Source organism: Flavobacterium sp. RHBU_24, assembly GCF_046613695.1.
GTDB lineage: Bacteria > Bacteroidota > Bacteroidia > Flavobacteriales > Flavobacteriaceae > Flavobacterium.
Window position 1 is genome coordinate 58,678 of the sequence record NZ_JBKJHD010000008.1, and the last position, 21,399, is coordinate 80,076.

Annotated in this window: 22 protein-coding genes; 8 read left to right on the forward strand and 14 right to left on the reverse strand. The window is 43.1% G+C overall.

The window, feature by feature from the left end; all coding sequences use genetic code 11:
• Positions 1-85: 85 nt before the first annotated feature.
• Both ACLI09_RS09805 and ACLI09_RS09810 read left to right on the forward strand, forming a co-directional pair.
• Complete coding sequence (locus tag ACLI09_RS09805; protein ID WP_411419532.1) at positions 86-2,314, forward strand: RelA/SpoT family protein; 2,229 nt, start codon at positions 86-88, stop codon at positions 2,312-2,314.
• 203 nt (positions 2,315-2,517) lie between these two features.
• A complete protein-coding gene (locus ACLI09_RS09810) occupies positions 2,518-3,096 on the forward strand; it encodes a hypothetical protein (protein WP_411419438.1) in 579 nt (192 codons plus the stop codon).
• A 56-nt stretch (positions 3,097-3,152) separates the two neighbouring features.
• On the opposite strand, the gene sucD is transcribed toward ACLI09_RS09810, so the two are convergent.
• From sucD to ACLI09_RS09860, 10 genes are all read right to left on the reverse strand, one after another.
• Entirely contained in the window at positions 3,153-4,025 is an 873-nt protein-coding gene (sucD, locus tag ACLI09_RS09815) for a succinate--CoA ligase subunit alpha (RefSeq protein ID WP_411419439.1), read from the reverse strand.
• A 346-nt stretch (positions 4,026-4,371) separates the two neighbouring features.
• Positions 4,372-5,082 (reverse strand): hypothetical protein, encoded by a 711-nt coding sequence (locus ACLI09_RS09820; protein ID WP_411419440.1) that lies wholly within the window; start codon positions 5,080-5,082, stop codon positions 4,372-4,374.
• Positions 5,083-5,267: 185 nt separating this feature from the next.
• Positions 5,268-5,627: a nuclear transport factor 2 family protein gene (locus ACLI09_RS09825; RefSeq protein WP_411419441.1), complete on the reverse strand. Its 360-nt coding sequence runs from the start codon at positions 5,625-5,627 to the stop codon at positions 5,268-5,270.
• A gap of 9 nt (positions 5,628-5,636) precedes the next feature.
• The gene (locus ACLI09_RS09830; protein WP_411419442.1) at positions 5,637-5,990 is read right to left on the reverse strand and encodes a nuclear transport factor 2 family protein; all 354 of its coding nucleotides are present in this window, start codon (positions 5,988-5,990) and stop codon (positions 5,637-5,639) included.
• A gap of 5 nt (positions 5,991-5,995) precedes the next feature.
• Positions 5,996-6,925 carry a UDP-3-O-(3-hydroxymyristoyl)glucosamine N-acyltransferase gene (locus tag ACLI09_RS09835; protein ID WP_411419443.1) on the reverse strand — a complete coding sequence of 310 codons (930 nt, stop codon included), beginning with the start codon at positions 6,923-6,925 and terminating at the stop codon, positions 5,996-5,998.
• Between the two features lie 79 nt (positions 6,926-7,004).
• Positions 7,005-7,571 carry an elongation factor P gene (gene efp, locus ACLI09_RS09840; protein WP_411419444.1) on the reverse strand — a complete coding sequence of 189 codons (567 nt, stop codon included), beginning with the start codon at positions 7,569-7,571 and terminating at the stop codon, positions 7,005-7,007.
• 160 nt (positions 7,572-7,731) lie between these two features.
• A complete protein-coding gene (gene lpxA / locus ACLI09_RS09845; RefSeq protein WP_411419445.1) occupies positions 7,732-8,517 on the reverse strand; it encodes an acyl-ACP--UDP-N-acetylglucosamine O-acyltransferase in 786 nt (261 codons plus the stop codon).
• Between the two features lie 10 nt (positions 8,518-8,527).
• On the reverse strand, positions 8,528-9,916 hold the full coding sequence (locus tag ACLI09_RS09850; RefSeq protein WP_411419533.1) for a bifunctional UDP-3-O-[3-hydroxymyristoyl] N-acetylglucosamine deacetylase/3-hydroxyacyl-ACP dehydratase: 1,389 nt from the start codon (positions 9,914-9,916) through the stop codon (positions 8,528-8,530).
• A 29-nt stretch (positions 9,917-9,945) separates the two neighbouring features.
• Positions 9,946-10,968, reverse strand: a complete 1,023-nt coding sequence (gene lpxD / locus ACLI09_RS09855; RefSeq protein ID WP_411419446.1) for a UDP-3-O-(3-hydroxymyristoyl)glucosamine N-acyltransferase — start codon at positions 10,966-10,968, stop codon at positions 9,946-9,948.
• A gap of 23 nt (positions 10,969-10,991) precedes the next feature.
• Positions 10,992-12,236 (reverse strand): HD domain-containing protein, encoded by a 1,245-nt coding sequence (locus ACLI09_RS09860; protein WP_411419447.1) that lies wholly within the window; start codon positions 12,234-12,236, stop codon positions 10,992-10,994.
• A gap of 197 nt (positions 12,237-12,433) precedes the next feature.
• Between ACLI09_RS09860 and ACLI09_RS09865 the strand changes: the two genes are divergently transcribed.
• Positions 12,434-12,709 carry a hypothetical protein gene (locus ACLI09_RS09865; RefSeq protein WP_411419448.1) on the forward strand — a complete coding sequence of 92 codons (276 nt, stop codon included), beginning with the start codon at positions 12,434-12,436 and terminating at the stop codon, positions 12,707-12,709.
• 481 nt (positions 12,710-13,190) lie between these two features.
• Here the strand turns inward: ACLI09_RS09865 and ACLI09_RS09870 are convergent, their stop codons facing one another.
• Positions 13,191-14,060: a hypothetical protein gene (locus ACLI09_RS09870; RefSeq protein ID WP_411419449.1), complete on the reverse strand. Its 870-nt coding sequence runs from the start codon at positions 14,058-14,060 to the stop codon at positions 13,191-13,193.
• Positions 14,061-14,244: 184 nt separating this feature from the next.
• On the opposite strand from ACLI09_RS09870, the gene ACLI09_RS09875 reads away from it, so the two are divergent.
• The 4 genes from ACLI09_RS09875 (at position 14,245) to nfi (ending at position 18,523) form a co-directional block, all read left to right on the forward strand.
• On the forward strand, positions 14,245-15,798 hold the full coding sequence (locus ACLI09_RS09875; RefSeq protein WP_411419450.1) for a response regulator: 1,554 nt from the start codon (positions 14,245-14,247) through the stop codon (positions 15,796-15,798).
• A 141-nt stretch (positions 15,799-15,939) separates the two neighbouring features.
• On the forward strand, positions 15,940-16,347 hold the full coding sequence (tsaE, locus tag ACLI09_RS09880; protein ID WP_411419451.1) for a tRNA (adenosine(37)-N6)-threonylcarbamoyltransferase complex ATPase subunit type 1 TsaE: 408 nt from the start codon (positions 15,940-15,942) through the stop codon (positions 16,345-16,347).
• A gap of 55 nt (positions 16,348-16,402) precedes the next feature.
• Positions 16,403-17,596 carry an alanine dehydrogenase gene (locus tag ACLI09_RS09885; RefSeq protein WP_411419452.1) on the forward strand — a complete coding sequence of 398 codons (1,194 nt, stop codon included), beginning with the start codon at positions 16,403-16,405 and terminating at the stop codon, positions 17,594-17,596.
• Positions 17,597-17,803: 207 nt separating this feature from the next.
• Positions 17,804-18,523, forward strand: coding sequence for a deoxyribonuclease V (nfi, locus tag ACLI09_RS09890; protein ID WP_411419453.1), 720 nt, complete (start codon positions 17,804-17,806; stop codon positions 18,521-18,523).
• Here nfi and ACLI09_RS09895 read toward each other — a convergent pair.
• From ACLI09_RS09895 to glmM, 3 genes are all read right to left on the reverse strand, one after another.
• Positions 18,520-18,732 carry a hypothetical protein gene (locus tag ACLI09_RS09895; RefSeq protein WP_411419454.1) on the reverse strand — a complete coding sequence of 71 codons (213 nt, stop codon included), beginning with the start codon at positions 18,730-18,732 and terminating at the stop codon, positions 18,520-18,522. The two genes, nfi and ACLI09_RS09895, sit on opposite strands and share 4 nt — an antisense overlap.
• Positions 18,733-18,907: 175 nt before the next feature.
• Positions 18,908-19,105 (reverse strand): hypothetical protein, encoded by a 198-nt coding sequence (locus ACLI09_RS09900; protein WP_411419455.1) that lies wholly within the window; start codon positions 19,103-19,105, stop codon positions 18,908-18,910.
• Positions 19,106-19,256: 151 nt separating this feature from the next.
• A complete protein-coding gene (gene glmM, locus ACLI09_RS09905; RefSeq protein WP_411419456.1) occupies positions 19,257-20,648 on the reverse strand; it encodes a phosphoglucosamine mutase in 1,392 nt (463 codons plus the stop codon).
• Positions 20,649-20,817: 169 nt separating this feature from the next.
• On the opposite strand from glmM, the gene ACLI09_RS09910 reads away from it, so the two are divergent.
• Positions 20,818-21,399 (forward strand): ACP phosphodiesterase, encoded by a 582-nt coding sequence (locus tag ACLI09_RS09910; protein ID WP_411419457.1) that lies wholly within the window; start codon positions 20,818-20,820, stop codon positions 21,397-21,399.

A 21,399-nucleotide genomic window follows, 5' to 3' on the forward strand; every position in this document is an offset into this window, starting at 1 on the left:
TATCCAAATAACCTACCGTGCAACGCAATTCCGCTCTTGTAATTCATAAATATTTTCCGTACTTTTAATGCAGATGACAGACCGTATGATAGAGATTGATACCGAGCAGGAAAATAAGGCAATTGCCAAAGAATATAAAGAACTACTGCGCATTAGTTACCAGACCCTTACCGAGGAAGATAAGAAACTGATACGCAAGGCATTTGATGTGGCCGTTGATGCCCATAAAGACCAGCGCCGCAAAAGTGGCGAGGCCTACATTTTCCACCCTATAGCGGTGGCCAAAATTGTAGCGTCAGAAATTGGCCTTGGCGCCACATCTATAGCCTCTGCCCTGCTGCACGATGTTGTAGAAGATACAAACATTACCGTTGAGGACATCAGGAAGATGTTTAACCCTAAGGTGGCTCAGATTGTAGAGGGGCTCACCAAGATAGCCCAGGTAAAAACCGACCAGGAAATAAGCATGCAGGCAGAGAACTTCCGCAAGATGCTGCTTACCCTTAATGATGATGTGCGCGTAATACTTATAAAACTGGCCGACCGCCTGCACAACATGCAGACCATGGACAGCATGGTAGAAGACAAACAGGCAAAAATAGCTTCGGAAACGCTGTATATATATGCCCCGCTGGCACACCGCCTGGGGCTGTATAACATTAAAAACCAGCTGGAAGACCTGGGCCTTAAGTATACCGAACCCGCAGTATACAACGACATCCTGGGCAAGATAAAGGAAACCAAGGAAGAGCAGGATGCTTATATAAAGGCAATATCCGACGTGTTGAAGGCATCGCTAACCGCGGAAGGCATAGAATATACTATAAAGGGCAGGCCAAAGTCTATTTACTCCATACGGCGAAAGATATTGTCGCAGGGCGTAACCTTTGACGAGGTATATGACAAGTTTGCACTGCGTATTATTTATAAGTCAAACACCCATGACGAAAAATTTCTTGCCTGGAAAATATATTCGATAGTAACAGACCATTACCGCCCCAGCCCCAGCAGGCTGCGCGACTGGATATCGTCTCCCAAGAGTACCGGCTATGAGGCACTGCACATTACCGTGATGGGGCCTAAGGGCCGCTGGGTAGAGATACAGGTGCGGAGCGAGCGTATGGACGAAGTTGCCGAGAAAGGCTATGCGGCGCACTATAAGTACAAGCAGGGCGCTAACGGCAGTGAGGAGGAACACGGGCTGGAAACCTGGCTGAACCTGCTTAAGGAGGCGCTTGAAAACACATCATCTAACGCGGTAGACTTTGTTGAAGACTTTAAGCTTAACCTATACGCCAAGGAAATATATGTATTTACCCCAAAGGGCCAGATAAAATCGCTGCCTAAAGGCGCTACTTCGCTGGATTTTGCATTCAGCGTACATTCAGAGGTGGGCATACATACCAGGGGCACGCGGGTTAATGGCAAGCTTGTGCCGCTTAACCACGTGCTGAACAGCGGCGACCAGGTAGAGGTAATAACATCGGCAAACCAAAAGCCAAATTCACACTGGCTGGATTATGTAACCACCGCTAGGGCAAAGAACAAGATTAAAAATGTACTAAACGAAAATACTAAAAAAATTGCGGAAGAAGGTAAGGAATTGCTTACCCGTAAGTTACGCCACTTAAAAATAACGCTTAATGAGGCGGTAGTTAATGAGCTGGTTAACTACTTTAAATTAAAAACCAGCCTCGACCTGTTTTTCCGGATAGGTGTAGGTACCATAGACAACCAGCAGCTTAAGGACTACGCAGCCCTTAAGAGCAATACGTTTATGAACTTCTTTAAGGGTAAGATAAAGAAATCGCCGGTAGTAGCACCGGAACAGGTGCAAAAAGACGAGATAAGCCGAAATTATGACCTTTTGGTGTTTGGCAAAAACGAAGACAAGCTCGATTATAAACTGGCCAGTTGCTGTAACCCAATACCGGGCGATGAGGTTTTTGGATTTGTAACAATAAATGAGGGGATAAAAGTCCACAAAAAAGACTGCCCCAATGCCATAAGGCTACAGAGCAACTACGCCTACCGCATTATCCCGGCCAAATGGATAGACAGCAGCCAGGAAGAATTTAAGGCAACGCTAAAAATACAGGGTATGGACAGCCTGGGGCTTACAAATGAGCTTACTAAGGTAATTTCTAACAATATGCACGTAAACATACAAAGCATATCGCTTAGCGGCAATGCCGGCGTGTTTAACGGGCAACTTACCGTTGTGGTACAAAACAATACAATCCTGAAAAAACTTATAGAAAACATCAGGAAGATTGACGGTATAGATAAGGTAACGCGGATTAATAATAATTGATTATGCTACTCGGCTATAAGAATATTGAATGAAAAAAATACCCGTTATTCTGTGCTTTTACATGGGATTAAACTTGCTGTCCTTATCAGCAATCATTGTCTTTGGAGATTGAGGTTGATGAGAGTGCGAAGTAAATATTATATGAATGCAATACTGTGTTCAATTTAACGTTGAATGCATCACCAACCTTACAATTCACTTTAATGAAAATTTCTATATCCTACTGCATCTTTATCAGCCTCTGCTTATTTGGAGTGTGGGTAATTGCACCGGTGGGCGATTACAGCATAGGTGTTTACACTAATTTTGTATTCTATTTTATAGCCGTAATAATTTTGATAATGGCATTGATATGGATAACTAAAAATATTTATCTCGCCATAAAAGGGAGGAAGGAAGCTGACTTTATAGTCCCTGTAACGTTAATAAGTTTCCTTTCTTTATCAAAATTAATTTTAAATTCAGGCGATGGCAATGGAAAATTCTGGATCAATCCTATAATGGAGATTGAAACAACATCTCCTGTTCGATATGGTGGCAACCTTACGTTATATAAAAACGAAACATTTGTTGCAAAAACACATTGGAATCATGGTTCTGACGCATATCAGGGAGATTATACCATTAAAAATGATACCTTGTATCTTAACCGGAGCGATATTCTTAAAATTACTGACAGCATTTTTACCAATACCTACTATATAAGCCGAAGCAAACTACAACTCGTACCTTTACGGGCAGAGGGTGACACGCTGCACATTAATACAATATACAATCAATAAAAAAGCCGGATGAAATAAATCACCCGGCTCTCTTACTATTTGTTTGCAGTTGGGGTTTAGCCCAATACTTCTTTAACTTTTTTACCTATTTCAGCAGGGGAGTCAACCACGTGTATGCCACATTCTCTCATGATGCGTTTTTTAGCTTCGGCTGTATCGTCTGCGCCGCCTACAATAGCACCCGCGTGGCCCATGGTACGGCCTTTAGGGGCAGTTTCACCTGCAATAAAGCCAATAACCGGCTTGCGGTTACCGTTTTCTTTTACCCAGCGCGCAGCGTCGGCCTCAAGCTGACCGCCTATCTCACCTATCATGATGATGGCTTCAGTTTCAGGGTCGTTCATAAGTAGTTCAACAGCCTCTTTGGTAGTAGTACCAATGATTGGGTCGCCACCTATACCTATTGCCGTAGTAATACCAAGGCCCTGTTTTACAACCTGGTCTGCAGCTTCATATGTAAGGGTACCTGATTTAGAAACAATACCTACCTTTCCTTTTTTAAAGATAAAACCCGGCATAATGCCCACTTTAGCCTCTTCCGGGGTAATAACACCCGGGCAGTTAGGGCCTATAAGGCGGCAGTCTTTGCCTTGTATATAATCATACGCTTTAATCATATCTGCAACAGGTATACCTTCGGTAATTGCTATAATTACCTTAATACCTGCTTCAGCGGCTTCCATAATTGCGTCGGCAGCAAACGCCGGCGGAACAAATATAATGGTAGTATCTGCGCCTGCTATCTCTACAGCGTCTTTAACTGTGTTAAAAACAGGCTTGTCAAGGTGTGTTGTACCGCCTTTACCAGGGGTAACACCGCCTACAACATTAGTACCATACTCGATCATCTGGGTAGCATGAAACGTTCCTTCGCTTCCTGTAAAACCCTGCACAATTATTTTGGAATCCTTATTAACTAAAACACTCATAATATATTGATTATTGTTTTTTATCTTTTGCGATACAAAAATAGGTTTTTAACTAATACCCCTGAAGGTTTTTTTAAATAATTCTCCTGCTATTTTGCAAGAATATTACTTAATTTCTTTTACACCTTTATCAGGATATTTACTATAGTACATTATGAGGTTACTGCCGGGGTATGTTGCTTTTAGCCTTTTCAAAATTCTTTTATAATACCAAAATTCAGGAAAGGGCATTACGCCTGTTTCCTTTTCTGACCACCGGGCAATACTTATCGTAGCTCCGTAAGTACAATATTTATTATGATTTTTAATGAAAAATGCAGGCCTTAACTTTGCCATGTGTGCCGTATCAACACATACATAAACCTTGGGGGGTTTTACCCGTATACATACCTGATGACAAATAATGTGCCCAGTAGCCAAATACGTTTGCCAATGGTAGTGCAAACCAAAACACAAACAATAAAAAATATGGTGGGGCTAAATAGCCTGAAAAACCGCTCCTAAGCGCCGTTTGTTCTTTATAAATATAAATAAGCAGGAACATCATAAGCACATTCCACGGAAAAACAGAATAATTATGCCCTTTAAGCATAATGCCAAGAACAATCAGGATAACGGCATGCATACTGATAAGCAGGCAGGCAGGTAAACGCTTGTTTGTAAAAAGCAACAGTGCAAGGCCACAGGCAAACTCCATACTGCCCAGCAGTAGCCCGGAATAATGCAATACGGGGCTTATGTGAGGCTTTGTAAAACCAAACAGCCGATACAGCAAAAAGCTATCCCAGACATTGTTTAGAAAAGCACCACTAAATTTATGTATGCCGGTAAAAATATAGGTAGATGACAACACTAACAGCAACGCCCGGTAATACTTTTGTGGTTGGTTTATATATATGGCGCTAAAAAGGAATATAAACAGGTACATGTACTCCCATGGCTGCAGGCGAAGTGCATCGAGCAATACAGAGCCGGTTTCTGCCAAAAGGAATAAAACAATCAGCCTGCGGGAGGGTTTTATGGCAATTGCGGCCCAGTAACGCAAGTGCAGAAACAAAAAGTGCTGTATGTACCCATAGTGGCACAGTATCGAGCGTGCTGAAAAATGATACTGTAGGGAGCTGCCTGTAACCTGTCCATGCTTTATAAGTTATAACCTTTGTAACAAAACAGAAAAAGCAGGTAATCCTGGTAGGTAATACCTGCTTTTTTTGCTTTGTATCAGTTAGGGCTTTTATCATACTACTGTACCCTATAGCTCGACACATACCCAAAATACATTTTTTCTTCTTTTGTCCGCCAAAACCCAATAGCCCTTGAAAACAGTATTTCTTTGCCCGGTTCCTCAAGCGTGCATACATAATGCTCATAGCGCACTGCTACCCTGTTTTCTTCCTCTATAATATGGGTAAGCTCAAAACGCGCACTTGCATAACGGACAGAAAACTGGGCTATCATAGCGAGCAGTTCATCTGCGGAAAGTTCTAAATACCCGCGTTCGCCGGTCCATTGAACCCGCATTTGCGGATGCAGGTACGGGCGTATCATATCGGGTTTTAGTATATTTTCGTAATATGCAATTACTATTTCTTTAGGGGTCATAACTTTCTTTTATTCAAGGTGGCTCACTATATAACCCCTGTACATTTTATCGTCCTGTATTTCCCATATTGCCATAGAGTAGGCAAATGTTATTTCCTCTAAAGTATCCGGTGCGGTAATGTTATGTGCATAACGCACGGCAACCTGCTGCCCTTCAGCAATAATATGCGTTAACTCAAGGCGCGATGTAAGAAAACGTGCTTTAAGGTGCGCTATCATGCTGATAAGGCCGTCTGCTGTAAGCTCTTTAAAACCGGCAGAATTGTTCCAGTACACCTTGCATTCAGGGTGCAGGTGAGGCTTAATGCCGATAGGTTCAAACATATCACGGTAATATGCTTCTACAACTTCTTTAGGTGCCATTAATACTATTTTAATTTTTCAAGTAGCTCCGGTATGCGTTTTACATGTGCCATCTGCTTTAGCTTTTCTCTCGACTCTTCTGCCGGGGAGCCAAAGTATACCTTGCCACCCTCAAGCGATTTTGATACGCCCGACTGAGCAAGTATAACCGCTTTTGCGCCTATGGTTATAGCGCTGGTAACGCCTACCTGGCCCCACATGGTTACTTCATCCTCTACTATAACACATCCTGCTATACCGGTTTGAGACGCTATAAGGCATTTTTTGCCAATAACGGTATCGTGGCCTATGTGCACCTGGTTGTCTATTTTTGTTCCTGCGCCTATGGTGGTATCGCCGGTCACGCCTTTATCAATGGTACATGCCGCGCCTATACCCACATTATCTTCAATTACCACGCGGCCACCCGATAACAACTGGTCAAACCCCTCCGGACGCTTTTTATAATAAAATGCATCGCCGCCTATAACGGTACCGGCATGTATCATAACATTATCGCCTATAACAGTATTATCGTAAATAGCTACATTGCTGTGTATAAGGCAGTTTTTTCCAATAACAACATTATTGCCTACAAACGTATTGGGCTGTATTGCTGTACCCTCCCCTATCTGCGCACTCTGCGAAACAGACAGATTTGCCGACTGAAATGGCCTAAAGTGCCTTGTTAGTTCGTTAAAGTCCCGAAAAGGGTCGTCCGAAAGTATAAGCGCCTTCCCTTCAGGGCAATCTACCTGCTTGTTTATAAGCACTATAGTTGCCGCCGACTGTAATGCCTTGTCATAATATTTAGGGTGGTCTACAAAAACAATGTCGCCCGGTTCTACTACGTGAATCTCGTTCATGCCGTGTACCGGGAAGTTAGAATCTCCCACATATTCGCAGCCTATAATGGCAGCGATATCCTTAAGCGCATATATCTGAGGAAATTTCATTTATTCTGTCGATTTGTTAATTCATGGATTGTTGACTTGAGGTTTCGAATTACCGAATTAACAAATCAACAGTAAAAAACTACTCCTTCACACGCTCCATATAAGCGCCTGTAGCAGTATCAATCTTGATCTTATCGCCCTCGTTAATAAACAGTGGTACGTTTACCGATGCACCCGTTTCTACTTTTGCAGGCTTGGTGGCGTTAGTAGCCGTATTTCCTTTAACGCCCGGCTCAGCATAGGTAACTTCAAGCACTACCGATGCGGGCATGTCTACAGACAGCGGTGCCTCAGTCTCAGCATTGATGATAACCATAACGGTTTCACCTTCTTTAAGCAAATCCGGCGCATCAAGGATATCCCTGTGCAGCGATATCTGCTCATAGGTTTCGGTATGCATAAAATGGTACTGGTCACCTTCCGGATAAAGGAACTGAAATTTGTGTGTCTCTACCCGTACATCATCAATTTTATGGCCTGCTGAAAACGTGTTGTCAAGCACTTTACCGTTAGTAAGGCTTTTTAGCTTTGTACGCACAAAAGCGGGGCCTTTACCGGGCTTAACATGAAGGAATTCTATTATCTTATAAATGTCGTGGTTGAACCTGATGCATAAACCGTTCCTGATATCTGATGTAGTTGCCATTATAATGTTTATTTTTATTGTTTATTTGGTAATGCGGTTATTTGGTAATTTGTACCTCGCAGTACCTTTATTGTTAATTTGTTGAATTCGATAATAATGATTATACGTAATTTGTAGCTCCGAATTACCGAATCAACAAATCCACGAATAACCGAAAAAACTACGATATACCGGTATAGCCCTTCATAATACCCCTTGATGAATTACGGATGAACAAAAGTATCTCATCACGCTCCGGTGTGGCTTCCATCTCGGCCTCTATATAACTTACCGCCTGGGTAGTATTGTAGTTTTTTTGGTACAGTATGCGGTATATTTCCTGTATTTCGCGTATTTTTTCGGGTGTAAAGCCCCTTCTTCTTAAGCCTACTGAGTTAATACCCACATAACTAACCGGCTCCTTAGCCGCTTTGGTAAAAGGAGGTACATCCTTACGCAGTAATGACCCGCCGGATATCATGGCATGGGCACCCACGCTAATAAACTGGTGCACCGCCGATAAGCCTCCTATAATGGCATAATCGCCAATGGTAACGTGGCCGCCAAGCAATACACCATTTACAATGATTGCGTTGTCGCCTATATGGCAGTCATGCGCTACGTGGGCGGCGGCCATAATAAGGCAGTTACTGCCTATTTTAGTAACGCCCGACGCTACCGTACCCCTGTTTATGGTTACACATTCGCGCACTGTGGTATTGTCGCCAATGATGGCAAGCGAATCTTCTCCGCCAAATTTAAGGTCCTGCGGTACGGCTGATATTACAGCCCCCGGAAATATATTGCAGTTCTTCCCTATCCTGGCACCTTCCATAATGGTAACGTTAGAACCTATCCAGGTGCCTTCGCCTATCTCTACATTATTGTGTATGGTGGTAAACGGCTCTATTACTACATTTTTGGCAATTTTGGCTCCGGGGTGTACGTATGCTAAGGGTTGATTCATGGTGTTCTGTTTAGTTTGATTTAACTATTTGCGCCATCAGTTCGGCTTCGGCAACAAGCCTTCCGTTTGCATAGGCATTGGCCTGCATGTGGCATATACCCCTGCGGATGGGCGATACAAGTTCGCACTTAAATACCAGCGTATCTCCCGGTAGTACCTTTTGCTTGAACTTTACATTATCCATTTTCATAAAATAGGTAAGGTAATTTTCAGGGTCTGGCACAGTACTCAATACTAGTATTCCCCCGGTTTGCGCCATGGCCTCAACAATAAGCACACCCGGCATTACCGGCGCACCCGGAAAATGGCCTATAAAAAAGTTTTCATTCATGGTAACATTCTTAAGCCCTACCACATGGGATGCGCTCATTTCAAGAATCCTGTCTACCAATAAAAACGGCGGCCTGTGGGGCAGCATGGCCATAATTTTATGGATGTCCATAAAGGGCTCTTTATACAGGTCGTATACCGGTACCTGGTTGCGCTGCTCTATCTTAATTATCTTGGCCAGTTTTTTGGCAAACTGCGTGTTTACAAAATGTCCGGGCTTATTAGCTATTACCTTACCCCGTATGCGCATGCCTACAAGGGCAAGGTCGCCTATAACGTCAAGCAGCTTGTGGCGTGCTGCCTCGTTAGGATAATGTAGTGTAAGGTTGTCTAATATACCGTTTGGCTTTACCGCTATGCTGTCTTTGCCAAAGGCTACTTTAAGGTTCTCCATAGTTTCCGGAGAAATTTCCTTGTCTACATAAACAATGGCATTATTAAGGTCGCCGCCTTTAATAAGCCCATGCTCCAGTAAGGCTTCAAGCTCATGAAGGAAGCTAAAGGTGCGGGCATCGGCTATCTCGGCCTTAAAATCTGTTATATTTTTAAGGGTGGCATTTTGTGTACCTAATACTTTTGTACCAAAATCTACCATGGTGGTTATCTGGTAGTCGTCCGCAGGCATTACAATTATTTCGCTGCCTGTGTTTTCATCGGTAAACGAAATTACTTCTTTTACAACATATACTTTACGTTCGGCATCCTGCTCCTCTACGCCCGCCTGCTCTATAGCTTCTACAAAAAACTTAGACGAGCCATCCATAATAGGCGGTTCGCTGGCATCAAGCTCTATGATAACATTATCTACATCGCAGCCCACAAAGGCGGCAAGCACATGCTCTGAGGTTTGTATTTTTACCCCTTTCTTTTCAAGGTTGGTACCACGCTGGGTGTTAACCACATAGTTAGCATCGGCTTCTATTACCGGATGTCCTTCTAAATCTACCCTTACAAAAGTAAACCCGTTGTTTACGGGCGCGGGCTTAAAGGTCATTGTTACTTCTTTACCGGTATGCAGGCCTACGCCCTTTAATGAAATCTCACTTTTTATTGTGGTTTGTTTCACCATCATATATGTCTTTATAGTTTACTCCTTCTTTATAACTTGTTTACTTTTTTAAGGTCTTCTACCGCACCAACTATCTTAGGCAGGTTCCGGAAATGTACATACGATTTGCTAAAATCGTTATATGGCATTGCGGGGCTGCCCTGTACAATATCGCCATCGGGCAGGCTTTTGCCCACTCCGCTCTGGGCCTGTATGCGCACGTTGTTGCCTATGGTTATGTGGCCTACTATGCCTACCTGGCCGCCTATTACGCAATTTTTACCAATTTTTGCACTGCCGGCCACACCGGTTTGCGAGGCTATAACCGTATTTTCGCCTATAATAACATTATGGGCTATCTGTATCTGGTTGTCCAGCTTTACGCCTTTTTTAATAATTGTAGCACCCAGGGTTGCCCTGTCTATGGTAGTGCACGAACCTATATCTACATTATCCTCTATAATAACGTTGCCTATTTGGGGTACCTTGCTGTATACACCTTCGTCATTTGGCACAAAGCCAAACCCGTCTGACCCTACAATAGCACCCGAATGTATCGTGCACCCGCTACCTATCTCCGTTTCGCTATACACGCGTACCCCGGCAAACAATATGGTATTATCGCCTATGGTAACGTTGTCGCCCACAAAGGTATTAGGGTAAATTTTTACATTATTACCTATTTTAACGTTCTTACCTATGTAGCAAAAAGCGCCAAGGTACAGGTTTTCGCCATAAGAAACGTTTTCTGATACAAATGAAGGCTGCTCTATGCCGCTTTTCATCAGTTTTACCTGGTTGTAATACTCCAGCAACTTAGAAAACGACGCATAAGCATCGTCTACCTTAATAAGTGTGGTGGTAATTTGGCCTTCCGGCTCAAAGCTACGGTTAACTATGGTAATGCTTGCCTGTGTGGTATAAATATGCGGCAGGTACTTAGGGTTAGCCAAAAAAGTGATGGTACCCTGGGTACCCTCCTCTATCTTGGCCAGCTTATTTACTTCGGCAAGTGGGTTGCCCACAATGTCGCCTTCCAGTATACCTGCTATTTGTTCTGCTGTAAATTTCATCCCGACAAAAATATAAAATAAAATTAAACCGCCGCCTCTTCAAAAAGTACTTTCGGATAACACAGGTAGTACTTTGTTACCGGCTTAGATAATGCCTTAAGGTTCAGCTGGTCTGATGCCTCTACCACGTCCATCAGCGTGCGGTCTTTTCGCAATATATGTATGGGTTCGCCCTCCTTATTATAGGCCTGGTTCTTTATTTTGCCCTCAAAAACAAAATATCGTGCTTCCCTTTCGCTAATACCCAGCCTTTTTGCAGTTTTTTCACGCAGGGCAGTTACCTCTTCCCTGCCCGCCTTATCATTTTGCAGCTTTATTTTAGGCAGGTCGCGGTTAATAATCATCTTGCTCAACTCGCTGAGCACAAAATCATCGTTAAACTGCCAGGCTTTTATAGCGCTGATGATATCAAAATCATCCAGGTAGCTAAACTGCTGTAGTATAGCTGCGTTAAAATCTTCTTTGCTAATCTTGTTTTCAAGAAAGAATTGGAGCGGCGCGCTGGCGGTTAAGGTTATACCGCCATGTGTCAGCTCTTTGGCACGCTTTAATATCTTGGTAAGTATCATTTCGGCGGCTACACTGGTTTTGTGCAGGTAGGCCTGCCAGTACATCAGGCGGCGTGCCACGATAAATTTTTCTACGCTGTAGATGCCTTTCTCCTCAATAACCAGCTGGTCGCCGGCCACGTTAAACATTTGTATAAGGCGCTCGCTGTTAATGTTTCCCTCTGCCACACCACTGTAAAAACTGTCGCGCTTCAGGTAGTCCATACGGTCCATATCGAGCTGGCTTGATATGAGCTGCAGCATGAACCTGCGGTGGTACTGCCCCCGGAATATCTGTATGGCCAGTGTAAGTGTACCCTCAAAGGTTTCGTTAAGGCTGTCCATAAACAGCAGCGAAATATCCTCATGGCTTATGTTTTCTACAATGCTGTGTTCCATGGCGTGGCTAAAGGGGCCGTGCCCTATGTCGTGCAGCAGTATGGCAATGCACAGGGCGTTTTCTTCGTCTTTGCTTATTAACACACCCTTAGAGCGCAGCACCTCTATGGTGCGCTGCATAATGTGCATGCAGCCCAGGGCGTGGTGAAATCGGGTATGGTGCGCCCCGGGGTACACCAGGTAAGACAGGCCCATTTGCGATATGCGCCTTAACCTTTGAAAATAAGGGTGCTGTATAAGGTCGTATATCAGCGGGTTGGTTATGGATATGAACCCGTAAATAGGGTCGTTAAGTATCTTTAGCTTATTGATTTGGCTCACGCTCAGTAATAATTTTAACAAATATACTAAATCCTGAGATGTGATGGTGTAATTGGGATGATTTAACGTGCATTGCAAAGCTTTTGTAATCCTTTTAACGCTTATTAATATACTACGTTAAACATAGGTTAATCAGCAATATGAGTGGCAAAACACCCATTTAAAATGTTTAATTTTACAAAATAAGCAATACAGCAATGAAGCATTTACTAACCATATTCCTATTTTGTTTTGCAATGCCTGCCTTTGCGCAGCAGGGTAATGAGCAGGAACGCCTTGACCAGATGCCCACCCCGGTAACTGAGCGTCAGGTAGAAACCGATGCTAAAAAAGCGCGGGAAGAACGCAGGCGCAATGAGGAAGCTGAGAAAAAAGAACAGGAAGAACGTGCTGCCGCCGAAAAAGAACAAGCCGATAGACAAGCCAAAAATACTTCTACCAGGAAATCTTCAAACACCGAAGAAAAACAATGATAACGTTATTTTTTGTTACTTAGGTTATTGAAGGAAGGGTCTGCTGATAAGCAGGCCTTTTTTGTTTTATATAATCCATCATTTTTTCATTATCCACTCATATTGCACAGTGTGAAGGTGTTTGTTACACATTGTGTAGGTATTTTTTACACACTGTGGGCAATAAATGTGAAAAGTGCCAAAAATGGAAAATTTTCAACTGCAAGCGTTTTACTGAACAAACGGCGTCAGTACTTTGCCCGAAAATGTAGCGTAATTTTGTACCGAAAGTTTTAAAAAAATTTAAAGTTTACAGTTCACTCCTGCCGGATGGGAGCGTTTTCACTTTAAACCACCCCACCTGGACTACAGCATTGCCACGCTTGTGCCCTACCCATGGCGCACTGACGGCAGCCACCAGAGCTGGAAAAAAATGTTTTATTTAGATCCGGGGGTGTATGCTGAATAATAATTGTGATACTTAATGATATTACAATACCATTTATTTTATATCTCTACGTTCTGTAATATCTTGTGAATATACATTCCTATCTCCATTAAAAACAACATTTGTTGAAGTTTTAGATTTTGAAAATAACAAGTCAATAAAAATAACGACTGTGCGATAAAATACAGGATACCACAAAACTATGAAAATTAGGCTTATCAATGCTGCTAATAAATCTCCGATTTGTGTAATACCAGAAAGTGTTGAAGGAATAGTAAAATAAAAAAAACCGATAATAAAAAACCTTTGCAAGACAACCTTGTCCTCTCTCTTCTTATTTACTGTTCGCGGATTAAACTCTACATTCCCCTCCTCATTAAAAGGTTCTAATTTTACGTCATCTATTTTACCTTCAATTATAAAAATAAAATTAACTAATTGATGTTTCTCAAAATGACCAATTTTATATATTTTTTCAAAATGCTTGGAAGAATGTAGCTCTGACAAAAATAATTCAGGTTTTGCAGGGGGATTAAAAGTGTCTATGACCTTATTATTTTCACCAAACCAAAATCTAATTTGTTGATTTTTCACAACCAAATCGCCCGTATTTTCAATGTTTACAACAACCATGGATAGATGTTCAGTCGAATCATTTTTATATTTAACAGTTATATAATTTTGAATACTCTTATCAACCTCTAAAAGACCATTTTTGATTTCTTTATCGTATGAAATTTGCTTTTTTTCTTTCTTTTTCTTTTCTAACTTAAATATGATATATGATATAACAAATGTTATAATTCCAGTTGCCAGAATTTTAAGAGTCTCAATAGTAAAATCATTTTCGTACCAAAATTTGGACTTTTCTTGTCCAAAAACAATTAATGGTAAACATATTAAAATCCAACTGATTTTTTTCATCAAAATTTAGAGTTATTGGCTAATAATAAATATTTATGTAATTCCGAATGGCTCATTGTCCTTATCAAATATATCATAAATACACAATTTAACAAACTGTATTTTATAAAAAAATTAATACTAAAATCGCCAAATAAACCTAACTTGCATACGTTATAATACGAACGAAAATTCTTTCATACACATGAATGAGATAAATATATTATGGGTTGATGATGAGATAGACATGCTCAAGCCCCACATACTTTTCCTTGAGAAAAAGAACTACAAGGTAACCACTGCAAATAATGGCCAGGACGCGCTGGAACTGTTTGACGAGCAGAATTTTGACATTGTGTTCCTCGACGAAAATATGCCCGGCCTTAGCGGCCTGGAGGTACTGGCAGAGATTAAGGAAAAAAAATCTTCGGTGCCCGTTATCATGATCACCAAGAGCGAGGAAGAGCTGATTATGGAAGAGGCCATTGGCTCTAAAATTGCCGATTACCTCATCAAGCCGGTCAACCCCAGCCAGATACTGCTTTCGCTAAAAAAGAACCTTGATAACTCGCGCCTGGTATCGAGCAAAACTACTTTGGATTACCAAAAGGAATTCCGCAAAATATCTATGGATATGGGTATGGTGAACACCTATGAGGATTGGGTAGACATGTATAAAAGGCTCATATTCTGGGAAATGGAACTGGAAAATATTGAAGACCAAAGCATGGTAGAAATACTGGAAAGCCAGAAGGCGGAGGCTAACTTTCAGTTTGGCAAGTTCATAGAGCGTAATTACGAAGACTGGTTTGAGCCAAAAGCCGATAAGCCGGTACTGAGCCACAACCTGTTCCGCGAACTGGTTATCCCCGAAATTAAAAAGAAACAGCCCATACTTTTTGTAGTAATAGACAACCTGCGCTGGGATCAGTGGAAGGCGTTTGAAAGCGTGGTAAACAACCACTACAAGCTTGAAAAAGAGAGCGCTTACTTCTCAATATTACCTACGGCTACACAGTACGCGCGTAACGCCATCTTCAGTGGGCTTACCCCGCTCGAAATGGAGAAAAAATATCCGCAGTACTGGAAAAACGACGTGGAAGAAGGCGGTAAAAACCTCTATGAAGGCGAGTTCCTTACTGAGCAGCTACGCCGCCTGGGCCTTAGCGCGCTGAAGCAGGAATACTATAAAATTACCAACTTTAAAGACGGTAAAAAGCTGGTAGACAACTTTAAGGGCCTTAAAAATAACGACATTACCACCATAGTATATAACTTTGTAGACATGCTGAGCCATGCCAAAACAGAGATGGATGTGGTAAAAGAACTGGCCGGTAACGATAAGGCCTACCGTTCGTTAACGCTGAGCTGGTTCCGCAATTCGCCATTGCTTGAAATGATACAGCAGGCACAGCAAATGGGCATGCGCCTGATTATTACAACCGACCACGGTACCATTAACGTTAAAAACCCGAGCAAGGTAATAGGCGACCGCAACACCAGCCTTAACCTGCGTTACAAAACCGGGCGCAGCCTTACCTTTGAAGATAAGGATGTGTACCACGTTAAAGACCCTAAAGCGGTACAACTACCTACCATAAACATGAGCAGCTCGTATATTTTTGCCAAGAACGACCTTTTCCTGGCCTATGTAAACAACTATAACCACTACGTGAGCTATTACAGGAACACCTACCAGCATGGCGGTATATCATTAGAGGAAATGATTATTCCGTTTTTAGTGTTTAACCCGAAGTAATTTTTGTTTCAGGTTTAAAGTTTCAGGTTTATTTTTACAGTTCGCCTGCTTGGTGAACGGACCCGGAGTTTTGTCGTTTATAATTTGAGATTTGGAACTTCTCATTTGCTATTTATCATTTGTTATTTGGAATTTAAAATTATGGAAATCACTTTTTCCCTTGCGGAAATAGACAGCGCGGCACAGCAGGTGCTGGCACAAAACATAAAAAATATAATCCTTTTTCATGGCGAAATGGGTGCCGGTAAAACTACGTTTATAAAGGCGCTGGCAAAGCAGCTGGGCGTAACCGATATGACCGGAAGCCCCACTTTTTCGCTGGTAAACGAATATGCCACCACCGATGGGCGCATACTGTACCACTTCGACCTTTACCGCCTTAACAGCGAGGAGGAGGCGTATGATATGGGAATTGACGAATATTTTTACAGCGGTAATTTATGCCTGATAGAATGGCCGGAAAAAACGCCAAACCTTATCCCTCTGGACCACACTGCCATAAGCCTTAAAACCCTGCCCGACGGCAGGCGTAATCTTGTAATAAAATAGGCAGTGGGCGTACACAAAATTTTTGTACATTGTATCAGTTTTTTTCATAGCCATCATGTCGATAACACCTTTTACAAAACAACAACTGCTGCCGCAGGAAGAGACGCTTGAAGTAGCGCGGCAGCGAGGGGAGCTTTTTATAGGTTTGCCAAAAGAAACGTCTTACCAGGAACGCCGCATCTGTCTTACGCCCGATGCCGTGAGTTCGCTTGTGGCACATGGGCACAGGGTACTTTTAGAAAGCGGCGCGGGCCTTACCGCCAGTTATACCGACAAAGAATACAGCGATGCCGGTGCCGATATAACGCATGATACAAAAAAAGTTTTTGGCTGCCCCATCATCCTTAAAGTAGAGCCGCCTACAGTACAGGAGATAGAAATGATGAACCATGAAACACTGCTCATTAGTGCCATACAGCTAAAAACCCAAAAGAAAGAATACTTCCAGGCACTGGAAAGCCGCAGGATAACCGCCCTTGCTTTTGAATTTATAAAAGACATAGACGGCTCCTACCCTGCCGTAAAATCGCTTAGCGAAATAGCCGGCACCGCCTCTGTACTTATAGCCGCCGAACTTATGATAAGCCAGAAGCTGGGTAAAGGCCTGCTCTTTGGCAACATTAACGGCGTACCCCCTACCGAAGTTGTAATCCTTGGCGCCGGCACCGCCGCTGAGTTTGCCGCCAAAGCCGCCATAGGCCTGGGTGCGAGTGTAAAGGTGTTTGATAACAGTATTAACAAGCTGCGCAGGCTGCAAAACAACCTGAACCAGCGTATATTTACCAGCACCATACAAGAAAAATCTGTTCTTAAAGCCCTGATGCGCTGTGATGTAGCCATAGGCGCCATGCGTGGTAAAGACCGCAGCCCGGTTGTAGTGACCGAAACTATGGTAGAGCGTATGAAGCGCGGCGCGGTTATTATAGACATTTCTATAGATACCGGCGGCTGTTTTGAAACCAGCGAAGTTACCACCCATGAAAAACCTACTTTTGTAAAGCATAATGTTACACATTATTGTGTGCCAAACATCCCGTCGCGGTATAGCAAAACGGCTTCATTATCTGTAAGTAATATCATCAGCCCGTTTTTACTGCAAATGTCAGACGACGGTGGGCTGGAAAGCGCCCTGCGCTGCGATGCCGGGCTTAAGAACGGCGTGTATATGTACCACGGCAGGCTTACCAACCGCAGCATAGGCGAATGGTTCAGCATTAATTATACCGATATTAACCTGATAGTGTTTTAGTTTTTCCATTTAATTTTACCACAAGGCACACTAAGATTTAAACGGAGTGCACAATTGGGTAACCGCTTGCAGCGGGAGTTCACAAAGCTTTGTGGGCTTAATTGTAGTATAATAATCACACAAAGCCTTGTGTTCTTAGTGAAATCTTTGTGCCTTTGGTAAAAATATACCTCGTAAAAATGGAATAAAAATTGCATATAACCCTTTATGCAAATACCTGATTACAATACCATTTCCGTAGGCGAGGCAACAGACCTGCAAAACCACATGCGGCAGTTTCTTTCACTGGAAACGTTCCCCAAGCAAATCACTACCATCGCCGGTGCAGATATATCCCATAATAAAGACACTGATATCGTTTATGCCGGCATTATCGTACTAAGCTACCCGCAGATGGTGGTGCAGTCGTATTCGCTCGTACAGGCAAAAACAACATTCCCCTACATACCGGGCTACCTGGGCTTCAGGGAAGTACCTGCATTGTTAGAAGCATGGCAGCAGGTCCCGCAAAAACCTGACGTTATGGTGCTCGACGGGCAGGGCATTACCCACCCGCGCCGCATGGGTATTGCGTCGCACTTTGGCCTGCTCGCCGATTGCCCTGCCATAGGCTGTGCCAAGAATATGCTCTTTGGGAAATTCCCTGAACTTGGAAATGAGAAGTTTAACCACAGCCCCATAAACAGTACTCACACGGGCGAACTGCTAGGCTATGCGTTACGGACAAAGAAAGATGTAAAAGAAGTCTATATCTCACCCGGACACAAGGTTTCGGTGCCGGATAGCCTAAATATTATTACAAACTGCGTTAAAAACCACCGTATACCCGAGCCTACCCGCCAGGCGCACGAGTATGTAAACCTGTTGCGCACAGGTAAATTAAAGCCGGGATTTTATACTGTTGATGCTCAGGGAAGTTTGTTTTAATTATCCTCTAAGCCTGACTTAAGTCCGTTTCTTTTGAAAATTTCCTTAAGGTAGTCAACCCTTTCAAAACCGCAGTCGGCTACTTTATTAAGATAATTAATATCTCCAACCTCCGGGGTAATATTGTACTGTTTACAGTCGAAGCAAATTTCTAAAAAGCAGATAACCTTGTCCTTTTCATCATAAAACACCACGCCATTCCGGGGCATATAGCACTTGATTTCCGCAATTACATTTCGTTTATAACCCTTTCTAATCGTATAATTGAAAAGGAGGTTACTCAGGTCGTCTACATCTTTTCCGGTAATCTCTTTCTCGTCAGTAATCTTGTAGTTATCGAGGCTTCCATAGTGGTCAGCTTTTCCCCACTTTATATTTATGTTCTTATATAAGTTGGTTCCCCGCTGCCTTTTTTAGGGACATTGCCCCGGGATAGCTAACCAGGGTAATCCGCCTCGCCTTATTAAACGGAAACTGCTTCATACGCTCTTCGGGTTTCATGGTGTCGTACCAGCCGCAGTCCTGTTGCTGAGCGATGCTACTCAAGGAGAAAAAAAAGAGTAGATAAAGTAACTTATTCATAATTGGTTGTATTGGTATTCAAATATATAAAAAAACAGCTGCTGATAACTATCAACAACTGTTCTTATTTTTTGTGAGATCCTTCACCTCCGCTGCGCTCCGTTCAGGATGACAGACTGTAAACTGTGAACTGTCTACCGTAAACTTAAAACTAAATCCCTGCTACCGCCTTTATCTCATCTATAATCCTCAACGCAAGCGCATCTGCTTTCTCCTGTGTCTGCGCTTCGGTATAAATGCGTATGATGGGCTCGGTGTTGCTCTTGCGCAGGTGTACCCATTCTTCGGCAAAGTCTATTTTTACGCCATCTATAGTGGTAATATCTTCGTGCGCATATTTGGCGGTCATTGCTTCTAAAATGGCGTCGACATCTATCTGCGGTGTAAGTTCTATCTTGTTTTTGCTCATGTAGTACTGCGGATAACTTGCACGCAGGGCCGCTACATCAGTAATATTATTTTCGGCTAAATAAGTCAGGAACAGTGCTACACCCACTATAGAATCGCGCCCGTAGTGCGACTCCGGGTAAATGATACCGCCGTTGCCCTCGCCGCCTATAATGGCGTTGTTCTTTTTCATCAGTTCTACCACGTTAACCTCGCCCACGGCGCTGGCTTCATAGGTACCGCCATGCTTTTTTGTAATATCCCGCAGCGCGCGGCTTGATGACATGTTGCTAACCGTATTGCCCGGCGTTTTGCCCAGTACATAATCGGCTACGGCCACCAGGGTATATTCCTCGCCAAACATTTCGCCATCATTGCTTATAAAGGCCAGGCGGTCTACATCGGGGTCTACCACAATACCAAAGTCGGCCTGCTCTTCTACAACAAGTTTACAAATATCGCCCAGGTGCTCCTTAAGTGGCTCAGGATTGTGCGGAAAGTGGCCGTTTGGTGTGCAATATAGCCGTACTACTTCAACACCCATTTGTTCCAGTAATTTAGGGATAATGATACCGCCCGACGAGTTAACGCCGTCTACCACTACTTTATATTTCTTCTCTCTTACAATATCAGCATTCACGAGCGGCAGGTCGAGCACCTCATCTATGTGTATGTCCATATAGGCATCATTCTGGGTTACTTCACCCAGGCTGTCTACATCGGCAAAAGTAAATGATTCATCTTGGGCTATTTCGAGAATTTTAGCGCCATCGGCACCGTTCAGGAATTCGCCTTTTTCATTTAGTAACTTAAGCGCGTTCCATTGCTTGGGGTTATGGCTTGCGGTAAGTATAATGCCGCCATCGGCTTTTTCAAGAGGTACTGCTATTTCTACAGTTGGCGTGGTGCTCAGGCCAAGGTCGATTACGTCAATGCCTAAACCTACCAGCGTATTCACTACAAGGTTGTGAATCATTGGGCCTGAAATGCGTGCATCGCGGCCTATAACAACCGTAAGTTTATCTTTATCTGAATTATTTTTAAGGAAAGTGCCGTAAGCCGAAGCAAATTTTACCGCATCTACCGGGGTAAGGTTATCACCTGTAGTGCCACCTATGGTGCCGCGTATGCCGGATATTGATTTTATTAATGTCATTGTTATCTGTATTCTTTTTGTGGTGGCAAAGATACGGATTTTGTTAGATGTCCAAAGCCCGAAGTCCGATGCAGGGAAAGCGCAACAAACATCGGACTTCGGACATCCGACCCCGGACTTTCAACTTTTAGGCTTTCCTCTTTCGACTTTATATACTATCTTCGGGCTTATGAATTTCCTTGCGCACATTTACCTTTCAGGAGACAACGACAACTTAAGAATAGGCAACTTTATAGCAGACGGCATACACGGGCAGCCTACTGATTTTCACCCTGAAATACAGAAGGGCATTATGCTGCACCGCGCTATCGATACTTTTACCGATGCACACCCTATATTCCGTCAGGGTACCAGGCGGCTGCATGCCAACTACCACCACTATGCAGGGGTTATTATGGATATTTTTTACGACCATTTTTTGGCAAAGAACTGGCAAAACTACCATGCCATACCCCTTGCCGATTATGCCCGGGAGTTCTATGCATTGCTACACACTAATTTTGCTATACTGCCGCCCCGCAGCCAGGGCATGGTTCCGCACATGGTACAGCACAACTGGCTGGTGAGTTATGCAAGCCTTGAAGGGATAGCGCGCACGCTTATGCAAATGGATCACCGTACCCAAAAAAAATCAGGAATGACAAGCGCTATTAATGAGCTTAATGAGTTTTACGCTGAATATGAAGCAGAGTTTACTGCTTTTTTTGAGGACATGAAGCAGCATGTAGTAACTAAGCTTGCAGCATTATAA